At 56.0% G+C, this 26,667-nt stretch carries 23 protein-coding genes; 10 read left to right on the forward strand and 13 right to left on the reverse strand.

Going from position 1 to position 26,667, the window contains the following annotated elements; translation table 11 throughout:
- Window positions 1-10: 10 nt before the first annotated feature.
- Together AC0J4F_RS18940 and AC0J4F_RS18945 are read right to left on the reverse strand one after the other, a co-directional pair.
- Complete coding sequence (locus AC0J4F_RS18940; protein ID WP_133950201.1) at window positions 11-1,021, reverse strand: cytochrome d ubiquinol oxidase subunit II; 1,011 nt, start codon at window positions 1,019-1,021, stop codon at window positions 11-13.
- A 6-nt stretch (window positions 1,022-1,027) separates the two neighbouring features.
- Window positions 1,028-2,404: a cytochrome ubiquinol oxidase subunit I gene (locus AC0J4F_RS18945; RefSeq protein ID WP_133950203.1), complete on the reverse strand. Its 1,377-nt coding sequence runs from the start codon at window positions 2,402-2,404 to the stop codon at window positions 1,028-1,030.
- A gap of 320 nt (window positions 2,405-2,724) precedes the next feature.
- On the opposite strand from AC0J4F_RS18945, the gene AC0J4F_RS18950 reads away from it, so the two are divergent.
- The 5 genes from AC0J4F_RS18950 to AC0J4F_RS18970 all read left to right on the forward strand — a co-directional run bounded on the left by AC0J4F_RS18950 (window position 2,725) and on the right by AC0J4F_RS18970 (window position 8,320).
- Window positions 2,725-4,326, forward strand: coding sequence for an arylsulfatase (locus AC0J4F_RS18950; RefSeq protein ID WP_133950204.1), 1,602 nt, complete (start codon window positions 2,725-2,727; stop codon window positions 4,324-4,326).
- A gap of 62 nt (window positions 4,327-4,388) precedes the next feature.
- A complete protein-coding gene (locus AC0J4F_RS18955; protein ID WP_133950206.1) occupies window positions 4,389-4,625 on the forward strand; it encodes a hypothetical protein in 237 nt (78 codons plus the stop codon).
- An 8-nt stretch (window positions 4,626-4,633) separates the two neighbouring features.
- A complete protein-coding gene (locus tag AC0J4F_RS18960) occupies window positions 4,634-6,319 on the forward strand; it encodes an alkaline phosphatase family protein (RefSeq protein WP_473024335.1) in 1,686 nt (561 codons plus the stop codon).
- A gap of 121 nt (window positions 6,320-6,440) precedes the next feature.
- Window positions 6,441-7,472 carry a formylglycine-generating enzyme family protein gene (locus tag AC0J4F_RS18965; RefSeq protein WP_473024336.1) on the forward strand — a complete coding sequence of 344 codons (1,032 nt, stop codon included), beginning with the start codon at window positions 6,441-6,443 and terminating at the stop codon, window positions 7,470-7,472.
- Between the two features lie 23 nt (window positions 7,473-7,495).
- On the forward strand, window positions 7,496-8,320 hold the full coding sequence (locus AC0J4F_RS18970) for an outer membrane protein (RefSeq protein WP_473024337.1): 825 nt from the start codon (window positions 7,496-7,498) through the stop codon (window positions 8,318-8,320).
- Between the two features lie 57 nt (window positions 8,321-8,377).
- Here AC0J4F_RS18970 and AC0J4F_RS18975 read toward each other — a convergent pair whose 3' ends face one another.
- Together AC0J4F_RS18975 and AC0J4F_RS18980 are read right to left on the reverse strand one after the other, a co-directional pair.
- Window positions 8,378-8,722, reverse strand: coding sequence for a cupin domain-containing protein (locus AC0J4F_RS18975; RefSeq protein WP_473024338.1), 345 nt, complete (start codon window positions 8,720-8,722; stop codon window positions 8,378-8,380).
- A gap of 122 nt (window positions 8,723-8,844) precedes the next feature.
- Window positions 8,845-9,834, reverse strand: coding sequence for a fatty acid desaturase (locus AC0J4F_RS18980; RefSeq protein WP_473024339.1), 990 nt, complete (start codon window positions 9,832-9,834; stop codon window positions 8,845-8,847).
- Between the two features lie 308 nt (window positions 9,835-10,142).
- Here AC0J4F_RS18980 and AC0J4F_RS18985 point away from each other — a divergent pair, with 308 nt between their 5' ends.
- Window positions 10,143-11,624, forward strand: coding sequence for a protein adenylyltransferase SelO (locus tag AC0J4F_RS18985; protein WP_473024340.1), 1,482 nt, complete (start codon window positions 10,143-10,145; stop codon window positions 11,622-11,624).
- A 355-nt stretch (window positions 11,625-11,979) separates the two neighbouring features.
- Window positions 11,980-12,690 carry a substrate-binding periplasmic protein gene (locus tag AC0J4F_RS18990; RefSeq protein ID WP_473024341.1) on the forward strand — a complete coding sequence of 237 codons (711 nt, stop codon included), beginning with the start codon at window positions 11,980-11,982 and terminating at the stop codon, window positions 12,688-12,690.
- A 102-nt stretch (window positions 12,691-12,792) separates the two neighbouring features.
- Here AC0J4F_RS18990 and AC0J4F_RS18995 read toward each other — a convergent pair whose 3' ends face one another.
- From AC0J4F_RS18995 to AC0J4F_RS19005, 3 genes are all read right to left on the reverse strand, one after another.
- The gene (locus AC0J4F_RS18995; protein WP_422024154.1) at window positions 12,793-13,560 is read right to left on the reverse strand and encodes a substrate-binding periplasmic protein; all 768 of its coding nucleotides are present in this window, start codon (window positions 13,558-13,560) and stop codon (window positions 12,793-12,795) included.
- A gap of 139 nt (window positions 13,561-13,699) precedes the next feature.
- Window positions 13,700-14,020, reverse strand: a complete 321-nt coding sequence (locus AC0J4F_RS19000) for an antibiotic biosynthesis monooxygenase family protein (RefSeq protein WP_040453314.1) — start codon at window positions 14,018-14,020, stop codon at window positions 13,700-13,702.
- A gap of 76 nt (window positions 14,021-14,096) precedes the next feature.
- Window positions 14,097-15,032 carry a hydrogen peroxide-inducible genes activator gene (locus AC0J4F_RS19005; protein ID WP_133950224.1) on the reverse strand — a complete coding sequence of 312 codons (936 nt, stop codon included), beginning with the start codon at window positions 15,030-15,032 and terminating at the stop codon, window positions 14,097-14,099.
- A gap of 132 nt (window positions 15,033-15,164) precedes the next feature.
- Between AC0J4F_RS19005 and AC0J4F_RS19010 the strand changes: the two genes are divergently transcribed.
- Entirely contained in the window at window positions 15,165-15,347 is a 183-nt protein-coding gene (locus tag AC0J4F_RS19010) for a YdcH family protein (protein WP_133950226.1), read from the forward strand.
- A 38-nt stretch (window positions 15,348-15,385) separates the two neighbouring features.
- Window positions 15,386-15,598: a hypothetical protein gene (locus tag AC0J4F_RS19015; protein ID WP_473024342.1), complete on the forward strand. Its 213-nt coding sequence runs from the start codon at window positions 15,386-15,388 to the stop codon at window positions 15,596-15,598.
- A 107-nt stretch (window positions 15,599-15,705) separates the two neighbouring features.
- On the opposite strand, the gene AC0J4F_RS19020 is transcribed toward AC0J4F_RS19015, so the two are convergent.
- The 4 genes from AC0J4F_RS19020 to AC0J4F_RS19035 form a co-directional block, all read right to left on the reverse strand.
- Window positions 15,706-18,822, reverse strand: a complete 3,117-nt coding sequence (locus AC0J4F_RS19020; protein ID WP_473024343.1) for an efflux RND transporter permease subunit — start codon at window positions 18,820-18,822, stop codon at window positions 15,706-15,708.
- A gap of 34 nt (window positions 18,823-18,856) precedes the next feature.
- The gene (locus AC0J4F_RS19025) at window positions 18,857-19,951 is read right to left on the reverse strand and encodes an efflux RND transporter periplasmic adaptor subunit (protein WP_209002436.1); all 1,095 of its coding nucleotides are present in this window, start codon (window positions 19,949-19,951) and stop codon (window positions 18,857-18,859) included.
- Window positions 19,952-19,962: 11 nt separating this feature from the next.
- Window positions 19,963-20,514 carry a TetR/AcrR family transcriptional regulator gene (locus AC0J4F_RS19030; RefSeq protein WP_473024344.1) on the reverse strand — a complete coding sequence of 184 codons (552 nt, stop codon included), beginning with the start codon at window positions 20,512-20,514 and terminating at the stop codon, window positions 19,963-19,965.
- 247 nt (window positions 20,515-20,761) lie between these two features.
- Complete coding sequence (locus tag AC0J4F_RS19035; protein WP_473024345.1) at window positions 20,762-22,405, reverse strand: EAL domain-containing protein; 1,644 nt, start codon at window positions 22,403-22,405, stop codon at window positions 20,762-20,764.
- A 426-nt stretch (window positions 22,406-22,831) separates the two neighbouring features.
- Between AC0J4F_RS19035 and AC0J4F_RS19040 the strand changes: the two genes are divergently transcribed.
- Window positions 22,832-24,001 carry a hypothetical protein gene (locus AC0J4F_RS19040; RefSeq protein ID WP_473024346.1) on the forward strand — a complete coding sequence of 390 codons (1,170 nt, stop codon included), beginning with the start codon at window positions 22,832-22,834 and terminating at the stop codon, window positions 23,999-24,001.
- 66 nt (window positions 24,002-24,067) lie between these two features.
- Here the strand turns inward: AC0J4F_RS19040 and AC0J4F_RS19045 are convergent, their stop codons facing one another.
- On the reverse strand, window positions 24,068-24,652 hold the full coding sequence (locus AC0J4F_RS19045) for a hypothetical protein (RefSeq protein ID WP_473024347.1): 585 nt from the start codon (window positions 24,650-24,652) through the stop codon (window positions 24,068-24,070).
- 224 nt (window positions 24,653-24,876) lie between these two features.
- A complete protein-coding gene (locus AC0J4F_RS19050; RefSeq protein ID WP_473024348.1) occupies window positions 24,877-26,646 on the reverse strand; it encodes an ABC transporter ATP-binding protein in 1,770 nt (589 codons plus the stop codon).
- Between the last annotated feature and the right edge of the window lie 21 nt (window positions 26,647-26,667).

Consider the following 26,667-nt stretch of genomic DNA (forward strand, 5'->3'; position numbering starts at 1 on the left):
TAACCAAGGTCTAGTCGTAGCGCAGCTCGGTCGCCTTACCGCGGAAGACGGTGTAGGCGAGGATAGTGTAGCCGATGATCACCGGCAGTACGAACAAGGCCCCAAGCAGGATGATAAACAGGCTTTCCGGCGCACTGGCGCTTTCATAAAGGGTGAGCTGCTCCGGTACCACGTAGGGGTAGAAGGAATAAGCCAATCCTGCGAATGCCAGAAGGAACAGGCTGGCCGTTGCGGTGAACGGCACCCACGCCCACTTGTCGTCTCTGGCCGGCAGGTGCTGCAGCGCTGTGTACAGGATGAAGACCAAAAGAGCCGACATCAATGGCAGGGGCGCCAGCAGGATCATCGAGGGAAAGGAAAACCATTTTTCGAAGATGCGGTCGCTGACCAACGGGCTTGCCAGCGAGATCGCACCGAAACCCAAGACCACACCCCAAAGCCGCGTCCGGGCCCAACGGATCGCCTTCATCTGCAGGCTGCCTTCGGATTTGATGATCAGCCAGGTCGCACCGATAAAGCCGTAACCGGCCGTCAGACAAAGCGCTGTCAAAACACCAAAGGCAACTGTGGCAGGTGTGTGTTCCAGGCCCATGATGTAGAGACCGAGCATATACCCCTGTGCGAGCGAGGCTGATACAGAGCCAAAAAAGAACGCCTGATTCCAGCGATGCTTCTGCTTGCCGGTGGTCTTTGCGCGGAATTCGAACGCAACGCCGCGCAAGATGAGCCCGATCAGCATGACAGCAACGGGGAGATAAAGCGCGGTCAGGATGACGCCATGAGCCACGGGAAATGCCACGAGCAACAACCCCACCGCGAGCACCAGCCATGTCTCGTTGGCATCCCAAAAGGGGCCGATCGCCGCGATCATGCGGTCTTTTTCTTCCTCATCCCCGAGGGGCAGAAGGATGCCCACCCCAAGGTCAAATCCGTCGAGCACAACGTAGACGAGGATAGAGATGCCCATGAGAGCGGCGAAGGCCAGCGGAAGCCAGACTGTTGGATCACCAAAATAGGTCATGTTGTCTTACTCCGCCGGGACCAGGGCCACTTGGGCAGCACCGGAATGCGGCCTGGTGTCTTCGGGGTTGCTCGCCTTGCGGGCCAGCCGGAAGATGACCGTGATATAGGCCACCAGCAGAACCGCATAAACGATCAAGTAAGCTGCAAGCGTTGTCGCAACCATGGGCGCCGGGACATCCGCAACAGCCGCCTCGGTTGTCAGGACGCCTTGGACCAGCCAAGGCTGACGGCCGATTTCCGTTGTGTACCAGCCTGCAAGTGTCGCCAGCCAACCGGAGAAAGTCATGGCCACAAGGCCGCGCAGCAGCCACGGGTTCAAGCCGTCCACACCGGGGTTCCGGCGCATCATGATGACAGTCGCCCAGCTCATGGCGAGCATCAGCACGCCTGTCCCGACCATCACGCGGAAAGACCAGAAGACCGGCGCGACCGGCGGATGAAGCGCGGTCCCATCTTCGGCATAAAAATCGTTCAGGCCTGGGACCACACCAGCCGGATCGTGTTTCAGGATGAGCGACGCGCCGCTCGGAATGCCGATCTCAAAATCGTTCTGTCGCTTCTCCTCATCCGGCAAGGCGAAGAGCAACAGCGGCACATGGGACGAGGTTTCCCAATTGCCTTCCATGGCCGCAACCTTTTGCGGCTGATGCTCCAAGGTGTTGAGGCCGTGCAGATCGCCAGCATAGATCTGTACCGGGATGAGGATGGCAGCCATCCACGCGCCAGTTTTGAAGGTGACGCGAACGCCTTTGGACTGATCGCCGATCAGACGGCGGAAGGCCGAGATGCCGAGAATAAGGAATGCAACGGTCAAGCCGCTGGCGAGGAGCATATGCACCAAACGGTAGGGCATGGACGGGTTGAAGATGATGGCCCACCAGTCAGTGGCATGAACAATCCCGTCGCGCAGCTCAAAACCGGTCGGTGTGTGCATCCAGGAATTCAAGACAAGGATCCAGAACGCGCTGACAGTGGTTCCGAATGCAACAAGGAAGGTCGCAAGCGTGTGCAGCCAGTTCGGAACACGCGACGCACCGAACAACATGATTCCAAGGAAGGCTGCCTCAAGGAAGAAGGCTGTCAAAACTTCATATGCGAGCAACGGACCAGCGACATTGCCGACTGTTTCCATAAAGCCCGGCCAATTGGTGCCGAACTGGAAGCTCATCGTAATGCCGCTTACGACGCCGAGGCCAAAGGACAGGGCGAAAATCTTCACCCAGAACATGTATGCCGCCATCCAGCGGTCATCGCCTGTCGCATTGAACCTCAGTTTGAAGAACAGCAGCACCCACCCCAGCGCGATGGTGATTGTTGGGAATAGGATGTGAAACGAAATGTTGGCCGCAAACTGGATTCGGCTGAGAAGAAGTTCTTCCATGGCTCTTTCCCGGCCCGAAGGCCTGGTTGTGGTTGATTACTGAGCCAACATATGGATGAGGGATTCCACTTACTCAATGTGAAACCGGCGAAGTGCGGCGACACGCCATGCGGCAGCCCGTCACATGCGATTTTTCAACGCTGCCGTCGCCCCTTCAGATGATGCGCCACCAAAACCTGCGCAAAGCCAAAAACAAATAACGCAGCGTTATTTTTAACTTTCCCGTGAACAGATATTGCGCATAGACTGTTCACGTATGCTGAAATTTTCTTCCGCAATACAACCGCACGTACCCATCACCTCACAGATTGCGAGGCTTCATGCGTTATTCATTTATCTCCAGTCGATTAAAAGTGATTGCACTTTCAATCGCCTCCCTCGCGGTGGCAGGGATTGCCCCGGTATCGGCTCAGGAAACCAAACCCAACATCCTTGTCATTTGGGGTGATGATGTGGGTCAGTCCAACATCTCTGCCTACACAATGGGCTTGATGGGCTACCGCACCCCGAATATCGACCGCGTCGCCAATGAAGGCATGATATTCACCGACTATTACGGCGAGCAATCGTGCACGGCAGGCCGCTCGTCCTACATCATGGGTCAAAGCGTGTTCCGCACCGGTCTGTCGAAGGTCGGCCTGCCCGGCGCTGATCTCGGCATGCAGGAAGAAGATCCGACGATCGCCGGTCTTTTGAAAGCCGAAGGCTACGTGACCGGGCAGTTCGGCAAAAACCACCTGGGTGACAAGGACGAACATCTGCCAACCAATCACGGCTTCGATGAGTTCTTCGGCAACCTTTATCACCTGAACGCCGAGGAAGAGCCTGAAAACGCCGATTATCCGGGCGATGTCATCATGCCGGACGGGCGCACCTTCCGGGAAACCTTCGGTCCCCGCGGTGTCATCAAGTCATCGGCAGACGGGACAATCGAAGACACCGGCCCACTCACCAAGAAGCGTATGGAAACGGTGGATGAGGAAACACTTGCCGCAGCTGTGGACTTCATCAAACGGGCGCATGAGCAAGGTCAACCGTTTTACGTCTGGTGGAACGGGACACGGATGCACTTCCGCACCCATGTAAAGCCAGAAATGATGGATCAGGCGAGCGACATTGCCGGCCGGACAGTCGATGAATACACCGCTGGCATGATCGAGCATGACATGCATGTCGGCCAGCTTCTGGACCTGATCGATGAACTTGGCATCGCCGACAACACCATCGTTCACTATTCCACCGACAACGGCCCGCATTACAACACCTGGCCGGATGCCGCAGCGACGCCGTTCTTCGGCGAGAAGAACACCAACTGGGAAGGTGGTTGGCGTGTTCCGTCCATGGTCCGCTGGCCGGGCAAGATCGAAGCGGGTTCCGTGTCCAACGAGATCATGCACCACATGGACTGGTTGCCGACTTATCTGGCCGCAGCCGGTGTTCCTGACATCAAGGAACAACTCAAGGATGGCGGTGTGCAAGCGATCGGTCGCGAGTACAAGGTCCATCTGGACGGTTACAACTTCTTGCCCCACCTGCTTGGCGAAGAAGCCAAGGGACCGCGTCAGGAGATCTTCTATTTCTCTGACGATGGGGACCTGACCGCTCTGCGGTATGCCGACTGGAAGATGATCTTCATGGAGCAGAAGGCCTACACGACACTGCGGGCCTGGATCGAGCCGTTCACCCCATTGCGTGTCCCGCTGATCTTCAACCTGCGCCGCGACCCGTATGAACGGTCTTACAGAACGTCCAACACGTACTACGACTGGTTGATCGACCGGGTGTATCTGCTTGTGCCTGCACAGCAATACGTTGCGAATTTCCTGGCCACCTTCCAGGAATTCCCGCCGCGCCAGAAAGCGGCCAGCTTCTCGCTGGATCAGGTGATGGATAAACTCTCGACGCCAAGTGGCGCTCAATAAGAACTAGATAGACAAAATGGGGCATCATAGGATGCCCCATTCTCAGTCTCCGGAGCCAAGAAATGCCAGATATCAAAGACATCGTGGACGAACTCAAGCAAACCCGCGACGAGGTGAAACTGAAAATCCACTTGGGCAGCAAAGAGCTGCAGGAGGAATGGGACGAGCTGGAAAAGAAGTGGGACAGTTTCGAAGCTGAGGCAAAACTCGGCGAATCCGCGCAGAACATCAGCGAAGCCACCTCCTTGCTTGGCGATGAGTTGTCCAAAGCCTTTAAGAAAATCAGGTCTGCGCTTTGACCATGCAAATGCGTTGGTTGTTTGTTGGGATCTTGGCGCTGAGTGCTGCCACATCGGCTCAAGCCGAAGCCCGGGAGCAGCCCAAGCTGGTCTTGCAGATTACCGTTGATCAGCTGCGTGGTGACTTGATCGACCGGAACATTGCGCACTTTGGAGACACTGGGTTCAAACGCCTTCTTCAAAACGGCATCTATTATACAAACGCCCATCACAGGCACGCCAACACAGAGACAATTGTCGGCCATACCACATTGGCAACAGGCACCGATCCCGCCGTTCACGGAATGGTTGCCAACCTCTGGTTCGACCGGGGTACCGGGAAGCCGTTTTACAACGTTCAGGATCCTAATTATCCGCTGCTGGCGAAGTCCGGTGTCGATCAGGCTACCGAAATCGATCCGACACAGCGGGCTGCGACATCTGATGGACGCTCCCCTGCGTCGATCTTGTCATCTACCTTATCTGATGAAATCGCGATCGCGAATGCTGGGGTTTCGAAGATATTCGGGGTGTCCGTCAAGGATCGCGGTGCCATCTCTATGGCCGGCCACGTCGGAACAGCCTACTGGTTCTCAAAGAGCGACGGCCGGTTTGTCACGTCGAGCTACTACATGGACACCTATCCAGACTGGGTTAACGCCTGGAACGACGCCGGGCATGTCCTGGCCTACGCCTATACAGATTGGGAGCTGACTGATCCTGAACAAACCTATCGGTTTGCTGCCTTCGATGATGCGGAGTGGGAAACCGACTTTCCGGGATTTGGCCGCACTTTTCCGCATCCATTCGGCGCTTGGGACAGCAAGTACTATACGACGTTTTTGACGCTCAGCCCGGCGGGCGATGAGTTGACGGCATCTTTTGCCAAAACACTGATCGATAAAGAGGATATCGGTGCAGACGATGTGACCGATTATCTCTCGGTCAGCTTTTCATCGACTGATTATGTTGGCCACATTTTCGGCCCATCAAGCTTGGAAGCTGAGGACAATCTGCGCCGTCTTGATAAAACCATTGGCCAGCTGCTGGACCATGTGGATCAAAAGATCGGTTTGGAACATACCCTGGTCGTTTTGTCCGCAGACCACGGCGGCGCGGAAGTCCCGGGTTACCTGGAATATCTCGGTATTCCGGCCGGCTATTTCACTTTCGATGACATAGACAAGGAACCTGCCGCGAAAGCTCTCATTTCTGAGTTTGGGGTCGCTCAGGAGCTCATTTCTTCTTTTTCCCAGCCTTACGTCTATCTCAACGAACAACTGATTGCTGACAAAGGACTAGAAAAAGCGGACGTTGCCCGGGCTCTCGCCAGAGAACTGCAAAAGATGCCGGCCATTGCCTACGCGATATCCAGCGAGGATCTCGCAAGTGCTGCGATTGCCAAGACGAGTGTCAGCGATGCAGTGCTGGCGAATTTTCATGCCTCACGGTCCGGCGACGTTTACGTCGTATTTGAACCGCATTGGTTTGTGGGTGATTTTGACGGGCTTCATGTTGCCTCGCACCATGGATCCCCCTGGACCTATGATACGCATGTCCCGATCATCTTTTCCCGGCCGGGGATGAAAGCGAGCCGCATCCCGGCGCGGGTTGAAACAGTCGACCTCGCGCCGACGGTTGCCGCCTACTTGAGGATCAAGGCACCCAGTGGCACTCGTGGTAAGATCTTGGATGAGGTCGTCCACTCTCAGTAACTTTTGATCAAACGCGGACTGCTCGATGACAACTTCACTGCCAATTATCCGAGACGTAAGGATCTACAAGCGGCGATCGATCATCGGCCAAAATGGATGAGGATCGGGGATCAGTGTTTCCATGGGAGCCAGGCAACTGAAAAAAGGCAATAATTTGAGGCTGGTAGTTTCCAGTTTCCTCGGACTGACCGCTCTTACTCTGGCAATCAGCTCGGCTTCTCAGGCAAACGGTGATTTTATTTCTCTGGACGGCGGGACCTTCACGATGGGCTCGAATGAGCACTACCGTGAGGAGGCAATTGAGCGGCAAGTCACGGTCAGTCCCTTCCAAATCAAGAAAACCGAAGTCACGAATGCCGAATTCCGGGCCTTTGTCGAGGCGACCGGCTATGTCACCACCGCCGAGCGGGACTTGGACCCCGCAGAAAACCCCAGCCTTCCAAAAGACCTGCTGCGCGCTGGATCGATGGTTTTTGCCCAGCCGCCCGGCAAGGTGGACCTGACAGACTTCCGCGTTTGGTGGCGCTATGTCCCAGGCGCAGACTGGCAAAACCCGGAAGGCCCCAACAGCTCAATCGAGAACATGGACGACCACCCGGTGGTTCAGATCTCACCGGAAGACGCCCGAGCCTACGCCAAGTGGGCCGACGGCCGATTGCCGACCGAAGCGGAATGGGAATTTGCCGCTCGCGGCGGTATCGAGGGCGCGGAATACACCTGGGGTGACGGTTATGATCCGGGGCAAGGTTGGAAGGCCAACACATGGCAAGGCCTCTTTCCAAGTGTCGACACCAAGGAAGACGGCCATCACGGAACAGCTCCCGTCGGCTCCTTTCCGCCAAATGCCTACGGCCTTTACGACATGGCCGGAAACGTTTGGGAGCATGTCTCCGACTGGTGGGTGCCTGGACACCCGGAAATTGCCGCAACCGACCCGGACGGGCCACCAGAGATCCTGGCAGCCAGTTTCTCTCATTCAAGCGTTGGAGCAATGAATGTCGTCAAAGGCGGATCCTGGCTTTGCGCTCCGTCCTATTGCCTGAGATACCGACCCGCCGCCCGCCAGAATGCAGAACGCAGCCTTGGCACAAACCACATCGGGTTTCGCATCGTGAAAGATGTAGAAGCCTCAAAAGAGGGTCAGCTCAAATGAGTGGGTCAATAACGATACACCGAGTGATCCAAACGACCTTGTTTTCCAGCGCTTTGCTGGCCTGTTCATTGGTAGCTGCCATTGTACTTGCCAATCCTAGCGCCGCTGCCGATCTCCCCTCGCCGCCCCCTGCCACATCCACACCGGATCTTCGCGTTGAACGCAGCTGGGAGTTCGTGATTGCGCCTTATCTGCTTGCGCCGACCATTCAGGGCGACACGACGATTGGCCGCTTGCCGAATACATCTCTTGACGTGTCGCCTGGAACCATCTTTGAGAACTTGCAGTTCGGCGCGATGGGACATTTCGAAGCGCTGTATGACGGCCGGTTCGGTGCAACCCTCGACATTGCGTATATGGATCTCGGGTCTGGCCGAACATTCCCGCGCGTCGGAGGCACTGTCAGTGCCGGGGTCAAGCAGCTGGTGAGCGAAGCCTTTTTTGGCTACCGCTTCTGGAGACAGGATTCAAGCTGGCTGGAAGCCTATGCGGGCGGACGCTGGTGGTACAATCAGATCGATGTCACCGCGAACGTGCCGCGCAATTCCTTTTCCAGGACGATCACCGAACAATGGATCGATCCGGTCATCGGGCTGCGCGGGCAGCATTTCCTGAACGACAAATGGTCTCTATTCGGAAGTGCCAACGTTGGCGGGTTCGGGTTGGTCTCTGACTTCACATGGGGCGCGCAGGCCGGCGTCGGCTATCACTTCAACGAGCGTTGGGCGATGCATCTGCATTACAAGGCGACCGGCGTGGACTATGACAACGGAAAATCCGGCACAGAGGCATTTTCCTATGACACCGTCACGCACGGGCCGATGGCCGGCGTCGCCTTCCGTTTCTAGACAACCGCTGCAGAGTTTTGTCGGCCGACTGCACGCAGTCGATCGATCCCGGCCGTCTTACAGACGAATGACGTATTCCTTGGTGGTGGTTTCCAAAACTTCCCAGGTGCCGGAAAACCCTGGCCGCAGGATAATACTGTCTCCAGCTTTCACGTGATGCTTCTGCCCGTCCGAGTCTGTCAGGACAGAGTGGCCATCGAGGATGCAGCAGTATTCCCATTCGTCATACTGAATCCGCCATTTTTCCGGCGTGGAGCGCCAAATGCCGCAATAAAGGCCATCTCGCTCTTCGACGTTCCAGGTGGTGAATTCAGGTGATCCTGATATCAACCGGTCCGGCGCTGGAGCATCGGTTTCTGGAGCGGCGGCATCTTGAGACAAGCGGCAGAAAGTGTCGGTCACGGGAGCTTTCCTTCAAACAAACGCCCGTATTTCATACACCGGCCGGTAACAGTGCGCCCGGATTTCTTCATCCGAGCCGTCACTCAACGGCGCATACGCATCGGGGTTCTGCTCCGCAGAGTTCAAGCCGCCGAGAACGGTACAAGCCGTTTGGCGTCTTCATCCCATAGCGCCAGATGCGCGCTTTTCAGGCTTTCCCAAATGGTGAGCTTATTGATGGAGGCCAGCTCCGGCTTCCCCGCCATGCATTCCTGCAAACGGTAATTTGGAATGTGACTGCAAAGATGGTGGATGTGATGCAACCCGATGTTGCCTGTGAACCAATTGAGGATCGCTGGCAACTCATAATAAGACGAGCCGAGGATTGCCGCGGTTTTCCGGTCCCAAACGCCATCGCGCGACCAATGTGTTTCTTCGAACTGGTGCTGGATGTAGAAGAGCCAGACCCCGGCTGCGGCTGACAGCACCACGATCGGTGCAAAAACGAGCACGAAGTGCACCCACCCCATGAAGAACGCGAGTGTGCCGTAGACGGCGACAATGGCAAGATCCAATAGGAGCACGCTGGCTGTCATCCTCCAGGACGGACGCTGAACAGTGAACGGGAGCCGCTGGATAATCAGAAAGTGCAGAACACCGCCGACGAATGTCATGAAAAGCGGATTCCGATAGATCCGGTACCAGATGCGTTTGTACAGCGGCAGAGACCGGAATTCCTCAACCGTCAGCGTGTCAATGTCACCAAAGCCGCGCCGGTCAAGGTTGGATGATGTCGCATGGTGAAGCGCATGCGCCCGCTGCCAATACGCATAGGGTGTCAGCGTCAGGATGCTCATCAGCCGCCCGGTCGTATCGTTGGCCGTTTTGGACGAGAAGAACGATCCGTGGCCGCAGTCATGCTGAATGATGAACAAGCGGACAATCAACCCGGCGGTCGGGACAGATAGGGCCAGCGTGATCCAATAGCTGATATCAACCGCGGCATACATGGCGGCAACCAGAGCAACGAACAATGGCAAGGTCGTTAGAACCTGGAAAAGAGCAGTTGCATTGTTCGGAGTGCGATACTGCTCGCAGTGTTCGACAAGGTCCTGAATCTGGCTCGGATGCACTGGGATATCCCGTTTTCTTCTTTTCGGGAGTATTCCCTTACGTGCGTGGTGACAGACTGAGCGTGCTGGGTCAATGCAGACGGCAACTAATGCGTCTTTTTGCTCAGTAAATGGTTTTCAATTTCCTGTTTCTTCGCCGATAGGTTCGCTTCGGAATGAGGAACAACCCTTTCCACATGTCCGTCTGAAGCAGACAGCGAATCTCCTTCAAAAAATGGAACCTCGGTAATTGGCGCTGAAGGGTCGAAAGCAAGCGGGATAAAAACTATATAGCGACAGTAGACATTCACCGACCGGATTTCGCCCTAATGACCACACAGCCACCTGCTTTTCAGTTCGACAACACATACGCCCGGGAACTTCCCGGGTTCTACGTCGAGTGGCAGGGCGCGGCCGTGCCGGACCCGAAGCTGGTCATTCTAAACTCCTCGCTCGCCGGTGAACTCGGTCTTGATAGCGCGGCGCTTGCTGCTCCCCAAATGGAGGCTGTCTTTGCTGGCTCGGCAAGTCCTGAAGGGGCTTCTCCCCTCGCACAGGTCTATGCCGGTCATCAGTTCGGCGGTTTTTCGCCTCAGCTCGGCGATGGCCGGGCCCTATTGATTGGCGAGGTGATCGATCAGGAAGGTCATCGCCGCGACATTCAACTCAAGGGCTCCGGCCGGACACCGTTCTCACGCGGTGGCGACGGCAAAGCGGTGATTGGCCCGGTCCTGAGGGAATACATCCTCGGCGAGGCCATGCACGCGCTCGGTGTGCCAACAACACGTGCGCTTGCGGCCGTGACAACCGGCGAAATGATCCAACGTGAAGGCCTGAAACCTGGCGCCGTCCTTACCCGTGTAGCATCCAGCCATTTGCGGGTCGGCACCTTCCAATTCTTTGCGGCCCGAAGCGATACAGACAAGGTGCGGCAACTGGCGGACTACGCCATCGCGCGGCATGACCCGGACCTCCCAGACGCTGACGATCGATATCTTCAGTTCCTTGCGCGTGTTGTGGACCGCCAGGCCCGGCTGGTTTCCGAATGGATGCTGATCGGCTTCGTCCATGGTGTGATGAACACAGACAACACCACGATCTCCGGTGAAACGATCGACTATGGTCCCTGCGCGTTTTTGGACGGTTATGATCCGGCCGCTGTTTTCAGCTCGATTGACCACGGTGGGCGCTATGCCTTCGGCCGCCAGCCCGCCATCATGCAGTGGAACCTGGCACGCTTGGCAGAAGCCCTGCTCCCCTTGTTCGATCCAGCGGACCTCGACAGGGCCGTAGAGCTTGCAACTCAGGAACTGAACAAATTTCCGGATCTCTATCGAACCGCATGGCTCAACGGCATGTCCAAAAAGCTTGGCCTGACTGATCTGCAAGATGATGACGTCACTCTGTTTGAGGACCTTCTCAGCGCGATGGCGGCATCCAAAGCCGACTACACATTGGTTTTCCGGCACCTGGCCGATGCTGTCTCCGGAAACACCGCTCCCCTTTTTGATCTCTTCGAAGACAAGGCCGATATATCTGCCTGGGTAAATCGCTGGGATCAACGGCGCTCCGCAAAAGGGCGTCCAGCCGAAGAAATCAGCCGCGAGATGAACCGTGTGAACCCGGTCTACATTCCACGCAATCACAAGGTCGAAGAGGCGTTGGCCGCCGCAGAGACCGGAGATTATAGTCTGGTTGAAGACCTGCTGGATGTCTTGAAAGATCCTTATAAGGAACGTGAAGGATTGGAGGCTTACGCAAAGCCGGCACCACAGGATTTTGGACCTTACCAAACATTCTGTGGGACCTGAGCCTCATCGGCAGCGTCGTTAATTTTGAAGCTGGACTAGTAGCCGTTCTGCTCAACGCTGAGCGGTTTACAGGTTCGGATAACTTATCCGATGACCTAATTTACTTACCGCCTTCATTTAAAAACCAACAACTATAAACCGAAGAACAATACACTTCGCGCTCTGATTTGCAGCTAACTGAAATATTTTACATGGATAATTTTTATAGAACTGCTTCTCTCAAATACTTTGATAACCTTATTCTTACTTTCACTCAAAAATCACCTCACTCATAACCAAGAGTAAGTCCCTCCCCTTTCTAATGACGGCTGCAAAACAACGATAAGCAGTCCTATCGCTCCAGAAAGGAACCGACATGAAATTTGCTGCTGGCCTCATCGCCCTTGCCGCTGCTGCGGTGCTCACCCCTGCTCACGCGGCAGACATCAACCTCACCACCGAGGAATACAAACCGTTCAACTATATGGAAGGCGACAAAATCGTCGGCTTTGGTGCAGAACAGGTTTTTGAAATCATGAACCGCGCAGGCCTGACCTATGAGGTCGAAATGGCGCAATGGTCCCGTGCTATCGGCCTGGCTGAAAAAGAAGCGGACTACTGTGTGTTTACAGCGTCGCACACAGAGGCGCGTGATCCATTGTTCGTCTGGGTCGAGCCGCTGAATGTTGACCGGACGCTGCTGATCAAGAAAGCCGGATCTGATATCAACGCCACAACAATCGACGAAGCCATGGCTTACTCTGTCGGCACGCAGTCCCAAGACTACACGGAAGCTCTGTTGAAAGACAAAGGTTTCCCGAAAATCGATGCCGCCAAGGATATGGAAACAACCCTCAAGAAGCTGGCAGCGGGCCGGATCGACATGGTCGCCGTATCCGAAGCATTCTTCAACAGCCTCAAGAAAGACGGTGTTGCAGTCGAAGAAGCGGTTGTCTTGTCCGAGACCGTCTTGTCGATGGCGTGTAATCCGGGCACGAATGCCGACAATGTGAAAAAGATGCAGGACGCGCTGAAATCCATGATCGATGACGGCACCCAAGCCAAGATCCTGGCGAAATATCAGTAAGCAAACGCGTCATCTGAACCGAATAAGAAAAGCGGCCCTTGCACAGTGATGCAGGGGCCGTTGTCTTTTTGCTGTGACCTGCGCCGAAGACAGAAAACTCTTTCAATTCAGCGATCTGGGTCGGATGTACGGGCCGATAATGCGGTCAAATTCGCCGTTGGCTCGGATGATCTCCATACCGCGGTTGAAGGCGTCGACAAAATACGGGCCATGCTCCGTTTGCCGCGAAATCAACAAGTGGTAGGACCATGGATAGGTCAGCCTTTCCAAGTGACCGATCCGTTTTTGCTGGTCTTCCGTCAGATGCTCCAGGGCGGCCTCGTACCCGCTGGTTTCCAGCTCAGGGACAAAATCAACCCGCCCCATGGCGAGCATCTGAAACAGCTGCTGATTGTTCGGCACTCTCGCGACGATGATCGATCCATCATCGATCAAGGGAGCGAACTGTTGGCCAAACGCGCTGGAATCCAGCGCCCCCATGACCTTACCGTTCAAGTCCTCCAATTCCTTGGCTTCAACAGGATTGTCCTTGGAGTAGAAGATCACCTCCCGCAAGACAAACAGCGGGTCGCTGGCAAGGTAAAGGCGCTCCCGCTCCGGCGTTAGCACCCACATGAAGGTTCCGTCCCAAGCGCCCTGCTCCACGAGCAGCATCGCCCTATTCCAGGGAAAGAAACCATACTCGACTTCTATGCCGACCGCTTCGAACGCCTTCGTCACAAGTTGAGACGAAACACCGTATCCCGGCAGGTCTTTGGACTGATAAGGAGCCCATTCGCCATTGGTAAGTCGTATCTTTGTGGGCTTTTCATCCGCAACCGCGGTTGCCGCAAACAGAATAATGAACAGCTGAACGAAAAACATCCTCATGGTGCATGACCTTACGGCAAAACCACCGGTGGATGCAATCCTGAACGCCTGTCGGATCTTGTCGCGACACTGGAACTGTCCGGACCACTTGTTATCAAAGTCACGGCGGCTTGCTCTTTAGCCCCCAGCAGCATGAGTGTCAGGCGAAACTCTCCGCCACATCGTACATCACCGGCTCGAAGCTCTTGCACAGGGCATGGATCCGGCGGTTGCGCTCGCGCATCTCATCGGACCGCAACATGGCCAGGAAGTCTTCCCGCCGCCGCCACTGGGAGTAATTGGCGATCCGTGTCTGCGCATCGTTGACGTGCAGACCGGCACCGATAAATCCGGGCTGGTGCTGAATGAACTCGCGATATGCGTCTTTCAGCTCCTCCAAAAGATCCAGGCACGTTCCCGGTGTCATCTCAAAGGTTGTTATGACGGTTTGGTAGTCGCTTGCTTCAGATATCTTTGGCATGGCTTGCTCCAACACGTTTTTGAAAGCTGGCAAGAAGCACCCGCTTGGGCAACGGCATTGGACAGTGTAGCAGCATTCATCCCGAAGTTGGTTCCACTCCGGGAACATTCATGCTCTCAACAGCTTCGAGAGAAAGATCATACAGTGTTTGAAAATGATTGTGCCGGGCACTGTCGCGGCGCCAGGCAATACAAATCGTTCGTCGAGTTTTCATTTCCGCGACCTGTTTCAAGACGATATCCGGTTCTTTTCCGAACTCGGACGCTATGTAGGCCGCGGGAAACAGACACAGGCCCATACCGATTGACACCATTTGGCGCAGGGCATCTAGGCTCGTCCCTTCATAGTCCTGACGGAAATCAGCTCCGCTCGCCCGCGCCAGGGACTGAACATCGTCGTGAAGCCGAAACCCTTGGCTCAGCGTGAGAAGCCTCTCGCCCTTAAGCAGTTCAACCGGTATGACATCAAGGCCTGAGAGCGGATGGGACCGCGGCACGGCAAGCGACAAGTCTTCCAGGCACAGCTTCAAAACCTGAAGCCGTTCTGAACCCGCCAAGTCGGGGGATATGATGCAATCAAGCGTGCCATCAAGGATTTGCTGCTCCAAAACCATCGGCCGGTCTTCCCGGATATAAAGCTCAAGTTCCGGGTATTTCGACTTCAGAATCGGCAGGAGATACGGCATGAAATATGGCCCGAATGTGGACGGCACCCCCAACCGGATCAAGCCGCCGAGATTTTCGCGCCCAGCTTCAGCTGCCGTCACAAAATCGTCCAACACTTCCAACGCATGGCGCGCCAGCGGCAATAGCCGTTCTCCAGCTGCGGTCAACCGCACGCCGGTCGTCCCGCGCTCCACAAGTGTTGTATGAACACTGTCTTCCAACAGCTTGAACTGATTAGATAATGTCGGTTGGGAAACATGGCACTTCTTGGCGGCTTTGCCGAAATGCCCTTCCTCCGCCAGAGCAATAAAATACTCCAGTTGCCGCGCCGACGGTCGATACCCCATGGCCGCTTTTCCTCTTAGATTCTCCCATAGACATATTCTATCGATTTTATCGAAACAATGTATTTCCGCTATTTCAATCCACTCCCCATATCGGAAGTGCAACGATGTTAAAAATTGAGAGGAGCCTAGGAGATGTACGCACGTCTGAAATCACTTCGCAGCCAGCACGGCACTCTGGACAATTTGATCCAGCGGGAAGAACTGCACCCTTACCCAGACGTGGAACACATCCGATCTCTCAAGAAATTCAAGCTGCGTTTGCGTGACGAAATTCAGCGCGTTGAACGCAAGCTCAACCCTGCCCAAACCGCCTGATCCGCCAACTGACCTGCCGAAACAGAGGAGCCCCCGATATGACCCTTTTCGGGCCTTACTACGGAATTGGCGCTTTGCCGTCCGGTTCAAACTCCCACCGCGCCCGCCGCGCCCGCCTGCGGGATCTTGAAGCCCGCATGGAGTCTTTCCTGGTTGAGAAAGAAAACAAACAGGAAGTCTGCACCCGTGTGCTCGGCAACGTGAAAGAGTGCAAGACCCGCCTGCGCGGCGAACTGGCACATCTAAGCTAGACCCCGGCACATCTTGGCCCTCTCCCTCCCCAGGGCCGGGATGTTGCCCGCCGGAGCGCGATCAGCTCTGGTCACGCCGCCTGCCGCCGCCCGGCAGGTGGCGTTTTTTATTCGCCCGGCACGGGTGCCGCAGCGGTTGGGATGTTTTCTTCTTTGGGGGTCGGTATATTCGTTGTTTTCGTTGGCCGGACACGGAAGAACAGCGCATAAAGGACCGGCGCTGCAATCAATGTCAGGATTGTCGCGAAGGCCAGACCGCCCATGATGGTGACCGCCATGCCGCGGAAGAAAGCATCCGACAACAACGGTGCCATGCCAAGGATGGTCGTGATCGCCGCCAGCATCACGGGCCGCATACGCGAGACACTCGCCTCAACGATGGCTTGGTACTTTTCTTTGCCCTCCCGGATCATCAGATCGATTTCTTCGAGCAGAACGATCGCATTCTTGATCAGCATGCCTGAGAGCGACAAGAAGCCGAGGAGCGACATGAACCCAAACGCCGTATCTGTCGCAAGAAGGGCAATCGCGACCCCGTTGATCGACATTGGCACCATCAACCAGATGATCAGCGGTTGCCGGATCGAGCCAAACAGCAGGATCGAGATGATCAGCATGACCAGGAAACCGAGTGGAAGCTGCGCACCGAGAGAAGCTTGCGCATCGTTGGTGCTCTCGTATTCGCCGCCCCACTCCAGCGCGTAGCCTTGCGGCAGTGCAATGGCTTCAATCTGAGGCCGGACACGCGCAAGCGCTGCAGCTGCCGTTTCGCCGCCCGTGGTTTCCGCAGCCACTGTGATGGTCCGCACACGGTCGCGGCGCTGGATCAACGTGTCCTGCGGCTCCATGACGAATTCTTGCACGACCTGGTCAACCGGCACGTAACGGCGCTGGCTTGTGCTCCAGACAACGGAGTCCGACACGCTTTCGTTCACAGAAATTCCGTCGGTTCCGGCCTTTCGCGCGACGATCGGAATGCTCTCGTCAATGTCACGATACGCGCCCACCTGAACACCCTCAGTGGCAAACTGCAAAGAAAGTGATAGTTCTTCGCGTGTAATGCCGGAGATGCGGGCGCGGTCTTCGTCAAAGATCGGCCGAACCACCAGTTCGCGCTGGCGCCAATCGGTATTAACGTCAGCCAGGCGATTGTCCGGCAGCTGGAAGACGGCCCGGGCTTCCTCCCCGAGACGCTTCAGGATGTCCTCATCCGGTCCGGAGAACCGTGCCTCGATCTTCGCTCCACCGCCAGGGCCAAAGACCAAGCGTTTCGTGATGATCTGGGCTGACGGGAACCGTTCACCGAATTGTTCCCGCAGATCCAACGCCAGAGCATCAATATCATCCCGGCTATGGGTCCGGATGATCATGTGACCGTAGGCCGGATTGGCATCTTCCGGTGCGTAGGTAAGCATGAAACGGGTAGCCCCGCCGCCGGCAAAACTGGTGACCGTTTTGACCCGTTCATCTGCAAGGACGACGGTCTCCATGTCCTTCAGATCTGCCTCGGTCGACCGGATATCAGTACCTTGAGGTTTCCAGTAATGGACATAAAAGAGCGGTGTGTTGCTATCCGGAAAGAACGCCTGTTTCACGTTGCCGAAAGCCATCACACAGGCAACTGTCACACCAATCAGCACCGCGATTGTCAGCAGACGGGCATGCAGCGTTCCAATCAGGAACTTCCGGTAGATCGTATATAGGATGCCTTTGTAGGGGTCATGATCATCGCCAACACCTTCAGCTGTTCGGAAAAAGTATTTTCCGAACAAAGGCGTCACTGTGATCGCAAATATCCAGGAAAGCAGCAGCGATATCCCGATAACCGCAAAGAGCGAGAACAGGAACTCACCCGTTGCATCTGGGGACAGGCCGATGCCCGAGAACGCCATGATGCCGATCACGGTCGCGCCGAGCAGTGGCCACATGGTTTGTTTTACAACCTTGCTGGCGGCGTCAATGGCCCGCATGCCGCGTTGCATGTTGATCATCATGCCTTCTGCGACAACGATGGCGTTGTCCACCAGCATGCCCATCGCGATGATCAGAGCGCCAAGCGAAATCCGCTCCATCTCGATGGCAAACAGCCGCATGAACAGAACCGTTGCCATCACCGTGAGCAAAAGCACGGTTCCAACCACGAGTGCCGCGCGCCAACCCATGAACAGCGCCAGGACCGTGATCACGATGACCACCGAGGCCGCGAGGTTGATGATGAAGCCGTTCACAGATTCGTCGACAACGATGTTCTGCTCGTAGATCGGGTGAATCTGCATCCCGACCGGCAGTTGGGCTTCGACCTCCGCGAGTTTTTCTATGACACGGCCACCAACCTCAACGATGTTCGTACCGTCGATCTGCGAGACACCTATGGTGACCGCTTCTTGTCCGTTGTGCCTGATCAGCCGGGATGGCCTTTCGGGTTCACCAAGTTCCAGTGTCGCAATGTCCGACAGGCGGATCATCGCCGTGGTGCCCGGCCGGCCGATCACCAGATCCTGAATGCCCGTAAAGTCGTCAAAAGCGGACGCCGTCATCAACCGGATGCGCTTGTCTCCTGATATGCCGGAGCCGTTGGTCTGGATCCGGTTTTCCGCATCGAGCACGCTGGTGATATCGGTCATGGAAATACCAAGGCCGACCATCTTGTCGTGGTCGACATTCAGGTAAATGACATCCTCCGGCTCGCCGGAGACATCAACCTTGCCAACGCCCGGAACCGTGAGCAGCTCCCGCCGGATACGCTTGACGGTCGTGCGGATATCGCGGTTGGTATACCCATCTGCAGTGAAGGCATAGAAAAGACCGAACACATCGCCGAAATCGTCATAGACCAACGGTGTTCCAGCGCCGGCAGGCAGTGCGCGCTGTTCATCACCGACCTTTCGGCGAAGCTCGTCCCACACCTGCGGCAATTCGGTGCCGTCATAGGTATCTTTGATTTCGACACGGATACGCGACAGGCCCGGTTCGGAAACAGACGTGATTTCCTTCAGCTGCGGCAGTTGCTGGATCGCGGTTTCGAGGATCTCGGTGACCTCGTTCTCCACTTCGGCAGCCGTTGCGCCCGGGTAGCTGGTGATGACCTGGGCTTCCTTGATGGTGAAGGCCGGATCTTCGAGGCGGCCAACGGTGCTGAGTGCCCACAAACCGCCGAGCAAAGACAGGATGACGATCATCCAGGTGTTGACCGGTTTCTGGATCGAATAACGTGCAATATCCAAGGGATCAGATCCTTGTTCGGTATTATCTGTCAGATCAGCGCAGCGGTCGCACGACCTGGCCATCACTCAAGAAAGCGGCTCCGGCAGCAACAATGTCTTCGCCGGCACCAAGGCCCGAACTCACCGGGATGTAGTCGCCCATGACCGTGCCGACTTCGACTTTGCGTTTGGAGACGGCATCGCTTCCATCATCATAGATCCAGACATATGACTGACCATCGCCGTCAACCGCGATCGATCCGGTCGGAATGAGGAACATCTCCCCAAGGGACAACCCTTCCGGGAGAAACTTGACCCGGACCGACGCAGTCATTCCCGGGTACAGCTGGTCTGCTCCCTTACGAGGCATTGCAAGCGTGACCCGGTATGTCTGGGTGACATCGTCAACCTGGGAAGAATGCTCGCGATAGATCAATGGGAAATACTTGTCGCCATAGGCTGGAAATTTGGCTTCGATCGAGACGACTTCCGTGTCCCTCACCCGCCCGAAGAGGGCCTCGGCCACATTGATATCGACTTGGATTTCCGACACATCGTGCATCCGCACCACAGGTGTTCCAACGCTCACCGTTGTAAAGTTGTCGATGAGGCGCAGGGAAACAATGCCGTCAAACGGCGCACGAAGTTCGGAGTACTGAAGATCCAGCTTGGCTTCCTTTAACGCTTCAACAGCCAAGTCATGCTTGTCCTGTTGAGCGTCGAAGGCCGAAACCGCGATCACATTCCGGTCGCGCAGGGTCGCAAGGCGGTCCAACTCGCGTTTGGCTTGCTCGACGTTGATTGTCGCCTCACGCAGTGCGCGATCATAGTCGGCGGTATCGAGCCGAGCGATCAGATCGCCTTTCTTCACCTGCTGACTTTCCAGGACCGGCAGCTCAACGATCCGGCCGGCAACCTGGAAGGAAAGATCGACGGTTTGCACTGCAGCCACCCGTCCGGCAAACCGACGCTCCAAGAGACCGAGTTGATCGGAAACGGTAAAGATTTTGGCTGGCCTTGGGGCAGCGTGAAGTTTTGCCTCCGCCTCGGCGATCGGATCTATTGCATCGTCCTGGCATGCGGCCAATAAACCCGCCGACAAAACGATCGCTGCCACCCTTGCGGCGGGCGTCTTCAACAATGCCAACATAGAGTTCCGTCCTATTGGTTGAGGTCCTTGAGCCGGCCACGCAGTTCTTCGAAAACTGCTGCCCGGTCGTCGTCCGTCAGTGTCGAAACGCAGTGCGCTTCGGAAAAATGCAATCCTTCGAGGCTGGTCCAAATGACCCACGCTACTCCAAGTTGCGAGGTTTCTTCCAGTATCGCGGCCCGCAGCCGGAGCTTGACGTCGATAAATGGCTGCCGAAGGTCCGGTTTGTCGGCGGTCGCCGGCAAAATCGCCCGCGCAACATCGCGCTGCTCACTTAACCAGCCTTCTGTGACATCCACCATGGCGGCCAACGTCGGAGAATCTGCATCGGTCGCATTTTCACGCGCGGCGGCAATTTCGGCTTCAAATTTCCCGGCCAGAAATTCCACCATACCCCGAATGAGGGCATCCTTGCTGGGGAAGTTGTAAAGCAGTCCGCCCTTGGACAGCCCTGCTTCTTCTGCGACAGCATCAAGCGTCAACGCTGGCGTGCCTGCGCGGCGGACGACCTCAAGCGCTGCGGTCAAGATCTGGCATTTTGTGTTTTTGGTGGTCTTCGACATATCGGATTCTGAACCGTCTGGTCAGTACAGTTCCAAGCCATATAAACCGTCCAGCCGGTACAAACAAGGAGTTCATAGCAGCCCTGAGGCGATTAAATTTTAAGGCGTTTATTCAGAAGGCTGAGGAACAGCGACAAAAAAGAACCGAAAACCAAAGGATTGGCAGTTTTCTCAAAGACCCGCAAAACCCAGGAATGCAAGGCGAAATCACCGCTCGAAGTACACTATGAGTGGTCCAAGCCCCGGATCAGGCCGCTTCGTCTTCCATGGACGCTTCGGCTGCGGCCTGTTCCGCAGCGGCCGCTTCCGCGGCGATCCGTGCGCGTTCACGGGCTTCATCTTCAACACGCTCGGCAAACTCGATAAACTCTTTGGCCGGCATGGGCGTTGCGAAATAATAGCCTTGTGCAGCTGTCACGCCGAGTTCCATCAGGCGGTCAATCTGCTCTTCTTCCTCAACGCCTTCGGCGATGATGCCCATCCCGAGATTGTCGGCAAGCTCGACCATGGAATCCACAATGGTCGTGGAGTTGTCGTCGGAACTGATGCTGTCGATGAACATCTTGTCGATCTTGATGATATCCACGCCGAGCTTCTGCAGATAGGCCATGCCGCCATGGCCTGTGCCCACGTCGTCAAGCGCAATGCGGACTCCAAGAGCCTGCAATTCGGCCATGATCTTGCGCGCCAGTTCCATATCCTCAAGCGGATAGCGTTCGGTGACCTCAACAACAATTTGCTGATAGGAGATCTCGGAGTTCTCAAACGTGTTCTTGATATCGGACACGATCTCACGGTCGAGGAAATGCCCGGCAAAGAGGTTGATCGACAGCTTGAAGTCCGGATGCTCGCCGTAGAGCGCACCGACCTCGTCGCTTGCCACCCGCATCATGTGGCGGGTCATGTCAAAGATATGCCCATTGGCTTCGGCATAGGCCATGAATTGGCCAGGTGAGACAATCATGCCGTTCGGGCGGCGCCAGCGCATGAGAACCTCGCAGCCACGAACACGCTTGGTCTCGATATCCATGACCGGCTGGTAATACGGAATGAACTCGCCGTTTCGGATCGCGGCCACAAACTCGTCGTTCGCCTCGCTCTCCGGCCGCCAAGAGTACCAGATACCGATAGCGACAAACAGAACAGCAATGGCTGCGCAGGCCGCCGCGGCAATGACCTTCAACTGCTGAACGACCTGCAAAGCCGCCGAAACAGGCGCATTGACAATGGCAATCAGCGGATAAAGCTCAGATGCAACTTCAACCGACAGCATTTCACTTGGATCGTTGCCTTCCGAATTGTAGCCACCGACCTGATACCAGAGAAGATTGTCGCCGAGGCGCAATTCTGTCCGCCTGTAGGATCTCAGATACTCAGGGCCAGGATCCATTGCGATCACAGCCGGGGTGATCTCGGCAAACAACCGTGTCTCGTTTTTCAGATCCCAACTGACCACGGCGGCTCTGGCGCCAAGGTAACTGCGCTCCAGCATACCAATACCCACCAGCGGGCCGTCTGGACGCAGGGGCGGAAGGACCACTTCTGCAGACAGCTCACGGTCCGGAATGATGCACATGCGCTGCCCGGCAGCATCCACCAACCCAATGGCGTCGATCATGCCGTGGTCGATGATCTGCTGCTCGTAGATGATCCGATCAGCTGCATCGCAGGTTTCAACGTCATCGCGATCCAGTCTTTGCAAGAAAGAAACAGTGGTGGTGATGGCCTCTTCCGCACGGCGGATGGACACCTGCCCCATCGCTTCCATCTCGCTGACGGCGCGGCTCTCGGCGTATTGATTGAGGATAATATTGATCGCAAACAGCGGCGTTGTCGCAAGCACCAGTGCGATCAGAACCGTCTTAGCAAAACCGAAATAACGAAAGGACAATGCGCAAGCCCGTTGAGTACCATCTCCCGCAAACCATGCCGCGAAATGGGTAAACAAGCCCTGAATGCAGAAGCATTTCTTAACCCTGACAGGACGATTTCACTAAGCCAGCAGGCTATTTGACAGCTTATGATGAACCCAAACTGCGACTGCATAAGCTGAGGCTGCACCTACCGCTGTTTTCATTTTCCACAACCTTTCGGCGCACATTTACCGGTCCAAGTGCGGAAATCCGCAAAGAGCGTGATCACCGTCACATTGTCGCTGCACCAATCGGGTGACAAAACCTTCGAGGCAGGTCAAGAAACCGGTCTCTTTTTCAATTCGCACCAGCTGCAATAAATGGGTCCCTATCTGTCGCCGTTGGTATTAAGCTATGACGCAGGCTCGCGTCAGCCCTGACACTTCACGTTTGGAGTACACATCATGATTTCCAAGAAGTCCCGGATCGGCCTCGGCCTTTCAACCGCAGTTGGTCTGTTTTTGGCTCAGGCTGCACCGGCCCTAGCATTCGACCCGAGCGGCGTACCGGTTGCCGATGCGTTCTTGAAACTCCTCGATTCAGACAGCGGCGACGTGGAAAGCTATGGCAGCGTCAACGAAACGGGCGGTGACGTCACCATCGCCGACCTCGTTCTCAAAAGCGAAGATGACGATGGCACTGTCACCATCGGCACCACGACCCTCTCCGGCGGTTCTATTCTGGACAATGGCCGTTTGAAACTGAGTGGCCTTCAGCTTCAAAACCTGGAACTTGCTGCCGACGACGGCGGCCTCACCATGGCAAACATGACCGCAACGGATCTTGTCTTGCCAGCGGCTGAAGAAGTTCAAAACGGCGCCCCGACCGTTGATCCGAGCTACAAGACCTTCGAAGCCTCGACCATCCAGATCAATGACGAAGACGGCACGATCGCCACAATCGACACAATCACCTCGTCCATCGACGAAATGGACGGCGATCAGCCAACAAGCGGCAGCTTTGCAATCTCAAATATTGTCGTGGATGTGAAAGAGATCCAGGCCGAAGAAGCCAAATCCCTGCAGGACCTTGGCTACGAAACCCTCAACATGAACATTTCCGGCTCCGGCAAGTGGGATCCGGATGCGGCTACGATCAATATCCCGGACCTTAAGATAGATGGCCAGGACGCTGCCGCGCTGACACTGTCGCTCTCACTTGGCGGTGTAACCCGCGAAGTTGTGGAGGAGCTGAACAAGGCTTCCGATAATCCGGAAGAGTCCATGGCCCTTCTTCAGAACATCTCCGTGTCCAATGTGCGCATCCGTTTGGATGATGCGTCTCTGACCGGCCGGGTGCTGGATCAGGAAGCTCAAAAGGCCGGCGTCGACACCCAGCAGTATGTCGCTGGCCTGACCGGCAGCTTGCCGCTGATGTTGGGCATGCTTCAAAACAAGGACCTCGAAGGCCAGGTCGCAGAAGCTGTGACACAATACCTGACCAACCCGGGGTCCCTGGAAATCAACGCGTCTCCGGAAAACCCGGTCCCGTTTGCCCAGATCATGGGTGCGGCGATGATGGCCCCGCAAATGGTTCCGCAGTTGCTGGGTGTGTCGATTACTGCCAATCAGTAATCCATACTCCGAAAACAAAAACGCGGCGGAACCTACCGCCGCGTTTTCTGTTTTCATCAGGCTTGATCAGGTATTGGTGATTTCGAAGCCGATGGCGTCGAAGAAGGTAACATCAAACAGTTCACCACCCTTGATCTTAAGATCACTCAAGATTTCCGGGTTTTGAACTGTGTAGGTGCGTTCCTCGCCATCAGGGCCTGTGAAACGGACCTTTCCGGTTTCCGTGTCCGCGGTCAGGATCTTGACCGTGACGGTCATCTGACGGGCTGTCAGGCCCGCGGGCAACCGGTCCTCATCGGCAAGAACGACCGTTTTTGAGGCATCGATCTCAGGCTTGGTGTTTTTGCTTTTTTCGATGTCGATGACGACACCGGCAAGATACGTCACGTTCAGGAACTGGTTTTCCCGCACCGATGCGATGTCAAATCCGGCCTGAACCGGCACAGCGAATTCATTTCGGTCCTTCGCCTTGACGATGATCTCGTTGCGGGCCGGGTTGGTCGTGACGACCTGCGCTTTGTAGGACACTGTTTCGGCGGCTGCGAAGGCTTCCTCAAAGGTTGGCTCGGACATCGCCGAGGCGGCACCAAAAAAAGCAAACACCGACAGCGCTGCGGCTGCAATGGTCGAAATGAGGGGACGTGCTGACATTTGAAAAGTCCTTTGCAAAATCGGTCAAGGTTTTCGATGACGCCAAGGCCGCGCGCTGATTAATCAGCGATGTCCCTGGTTTCGCTCGGCAAACATCTGAACCAATTGCGGCTCTTTCATGAGCGCAAAGATTGCAAATTTTTTAGAATTCGCCCTATCGAGGAAACTGATCAGTGGGTCGCAAAAAGGCTTTGTCGACCCGCAATCCCGGCGCAGAAGGAGAACTACTCCGCAGCTTCCGTTTTGTCCTGAAACTGCAGATCACAGAGCCGCCGGTAAATGCCGTCGTGATCGTAGAGCTTGTCGTGCGTTCCGCTCTCCACGACCTTGCCCTGATCCATGACATGGATCTGGTGAGCGTGGCGAACCGTTGAAAGCCGGTGTGCAATAACGAGTGTCGTCCGGCCGGTCATCAAGGTTTCCAGCGCGGACTGGATCTTGGCTTCAGATTCTGCATCCAATGCCGATGTTGCTTCGTCCAGCAAAAGGATCGGTGCGTCCCGGAGCATCGCACGGGCAATGGCGATCCGTTGGCGCTGACCACCGGAGAGATTGTTGCCGCCCTCCCCGGCACTGGTGTTGTATCCGTCCGGTAGAGCGGTGATGAAGTCATGCGCATTCGCCGCTTTCGCCGCTTCGATGATGTCCGCTTCGGTTGCACCAGGCACACCAACGCCGATGTTGTCGCGAAGGCTCATGTTGAAGAGATATGCATCCTGCCCGACGTAGGCGATGGACCGGCGCAAGGTCGCGACCTGAACCTCCTGAACCGGCTGACCGTCAATCCGGATTTCGCCGGATTGGGGATCATAGAACCTCTCGATCAGCGAGAACACGGTCGACTTGCCGGCACCCGAGGCACCGACTAACGCGGTCATTTCCCCCGGTTCGGCCTTAAAGGACGCACCGCTGAGTGCTGCACCGTCTCCATAGGAAAACCGGACATCGTCGAACACGATTTCGCCGCTTGAAACAGCAAGGGATTTGGCTCCGTCGCGGTCCTTGAGATCGGCTTTCTCATCGATCAACTCGTACATCAAGCGCAGGCCGACCATTTCACGGCCAAGATTGACGTTGAGCCGCGCCAAACGTCGTGCCGGGTCGTAGGCAAGCAAAAGAGCCGTGATGAAGGAGAACAATGCGCCCGGATCCTGACCAAGCTCCACAACGGAATACCCGCCATAGAAGATCACCATCGCAATGGCGAACCCGCCGAGCGTGTCCATCATGGGCGATGTCCGGGCGCTCAAGGTTGCGATTTTGTTGGCCTGCCGTTGGACATCTTCTACCGAGTCGCCCATGCGGTCCCGCATGGCGTCTTCCATTCCGAAGGCCTTGACCACCCGCACACCAAGCACGGTTTCTTGCAGGGCTGCCGTAATCTTGGCGGTTGAGACCACCTGGCGGTTCATATGCTTCTTGACCCGCCGGATCAGGATCGCAACGCCGATGACCGCTGGCGGCATGATGACGAAGGCAAAGAAACTCAGCAGCGGGTTCTGCACGACCATCACGATGACAAGACCGATCAAGGTCAGGAGATCCCGGCCGAGAGAGACAACGACCATGTCCATCGTCATGCGGGCGGAGTTCACACCCTGGGTGACAATCACATTGATCTCGGCGAGCGATTTCCGGTCATAATAGGCTTGGTCGAGCTGCAGAATATGGTCAAACAGGCGCTTTTGAAGGCTGGCAATGATCGCGTTGCCGACCCGGGCAAGCACCACCAGCTGGCCATAGGTGGACACGCCCTTGACCGCGAATATCAGCATCACCACGCCGGCAATGACATAGACCATCTGCTGGTCACGGTTGACGAACACCTCATTGACCACATCGCGCATGATCCAGGCACTGGCCGCTGTGGTCGCCGCCACAAATCCCATGAACACGAATGCGAGCGCGTACTGCGGCAGATAGGTCTTCAGGTTTTCCCCGAAGAGACGCCGGATCAAGGGAATGGTTTCATTCGGATCCGTCTCAGCGTTCACTTTCCGAAAATTGAGCACCCA

It is taken from the genome of Roseibium sp. R5 (assembly GCF_055755305.1).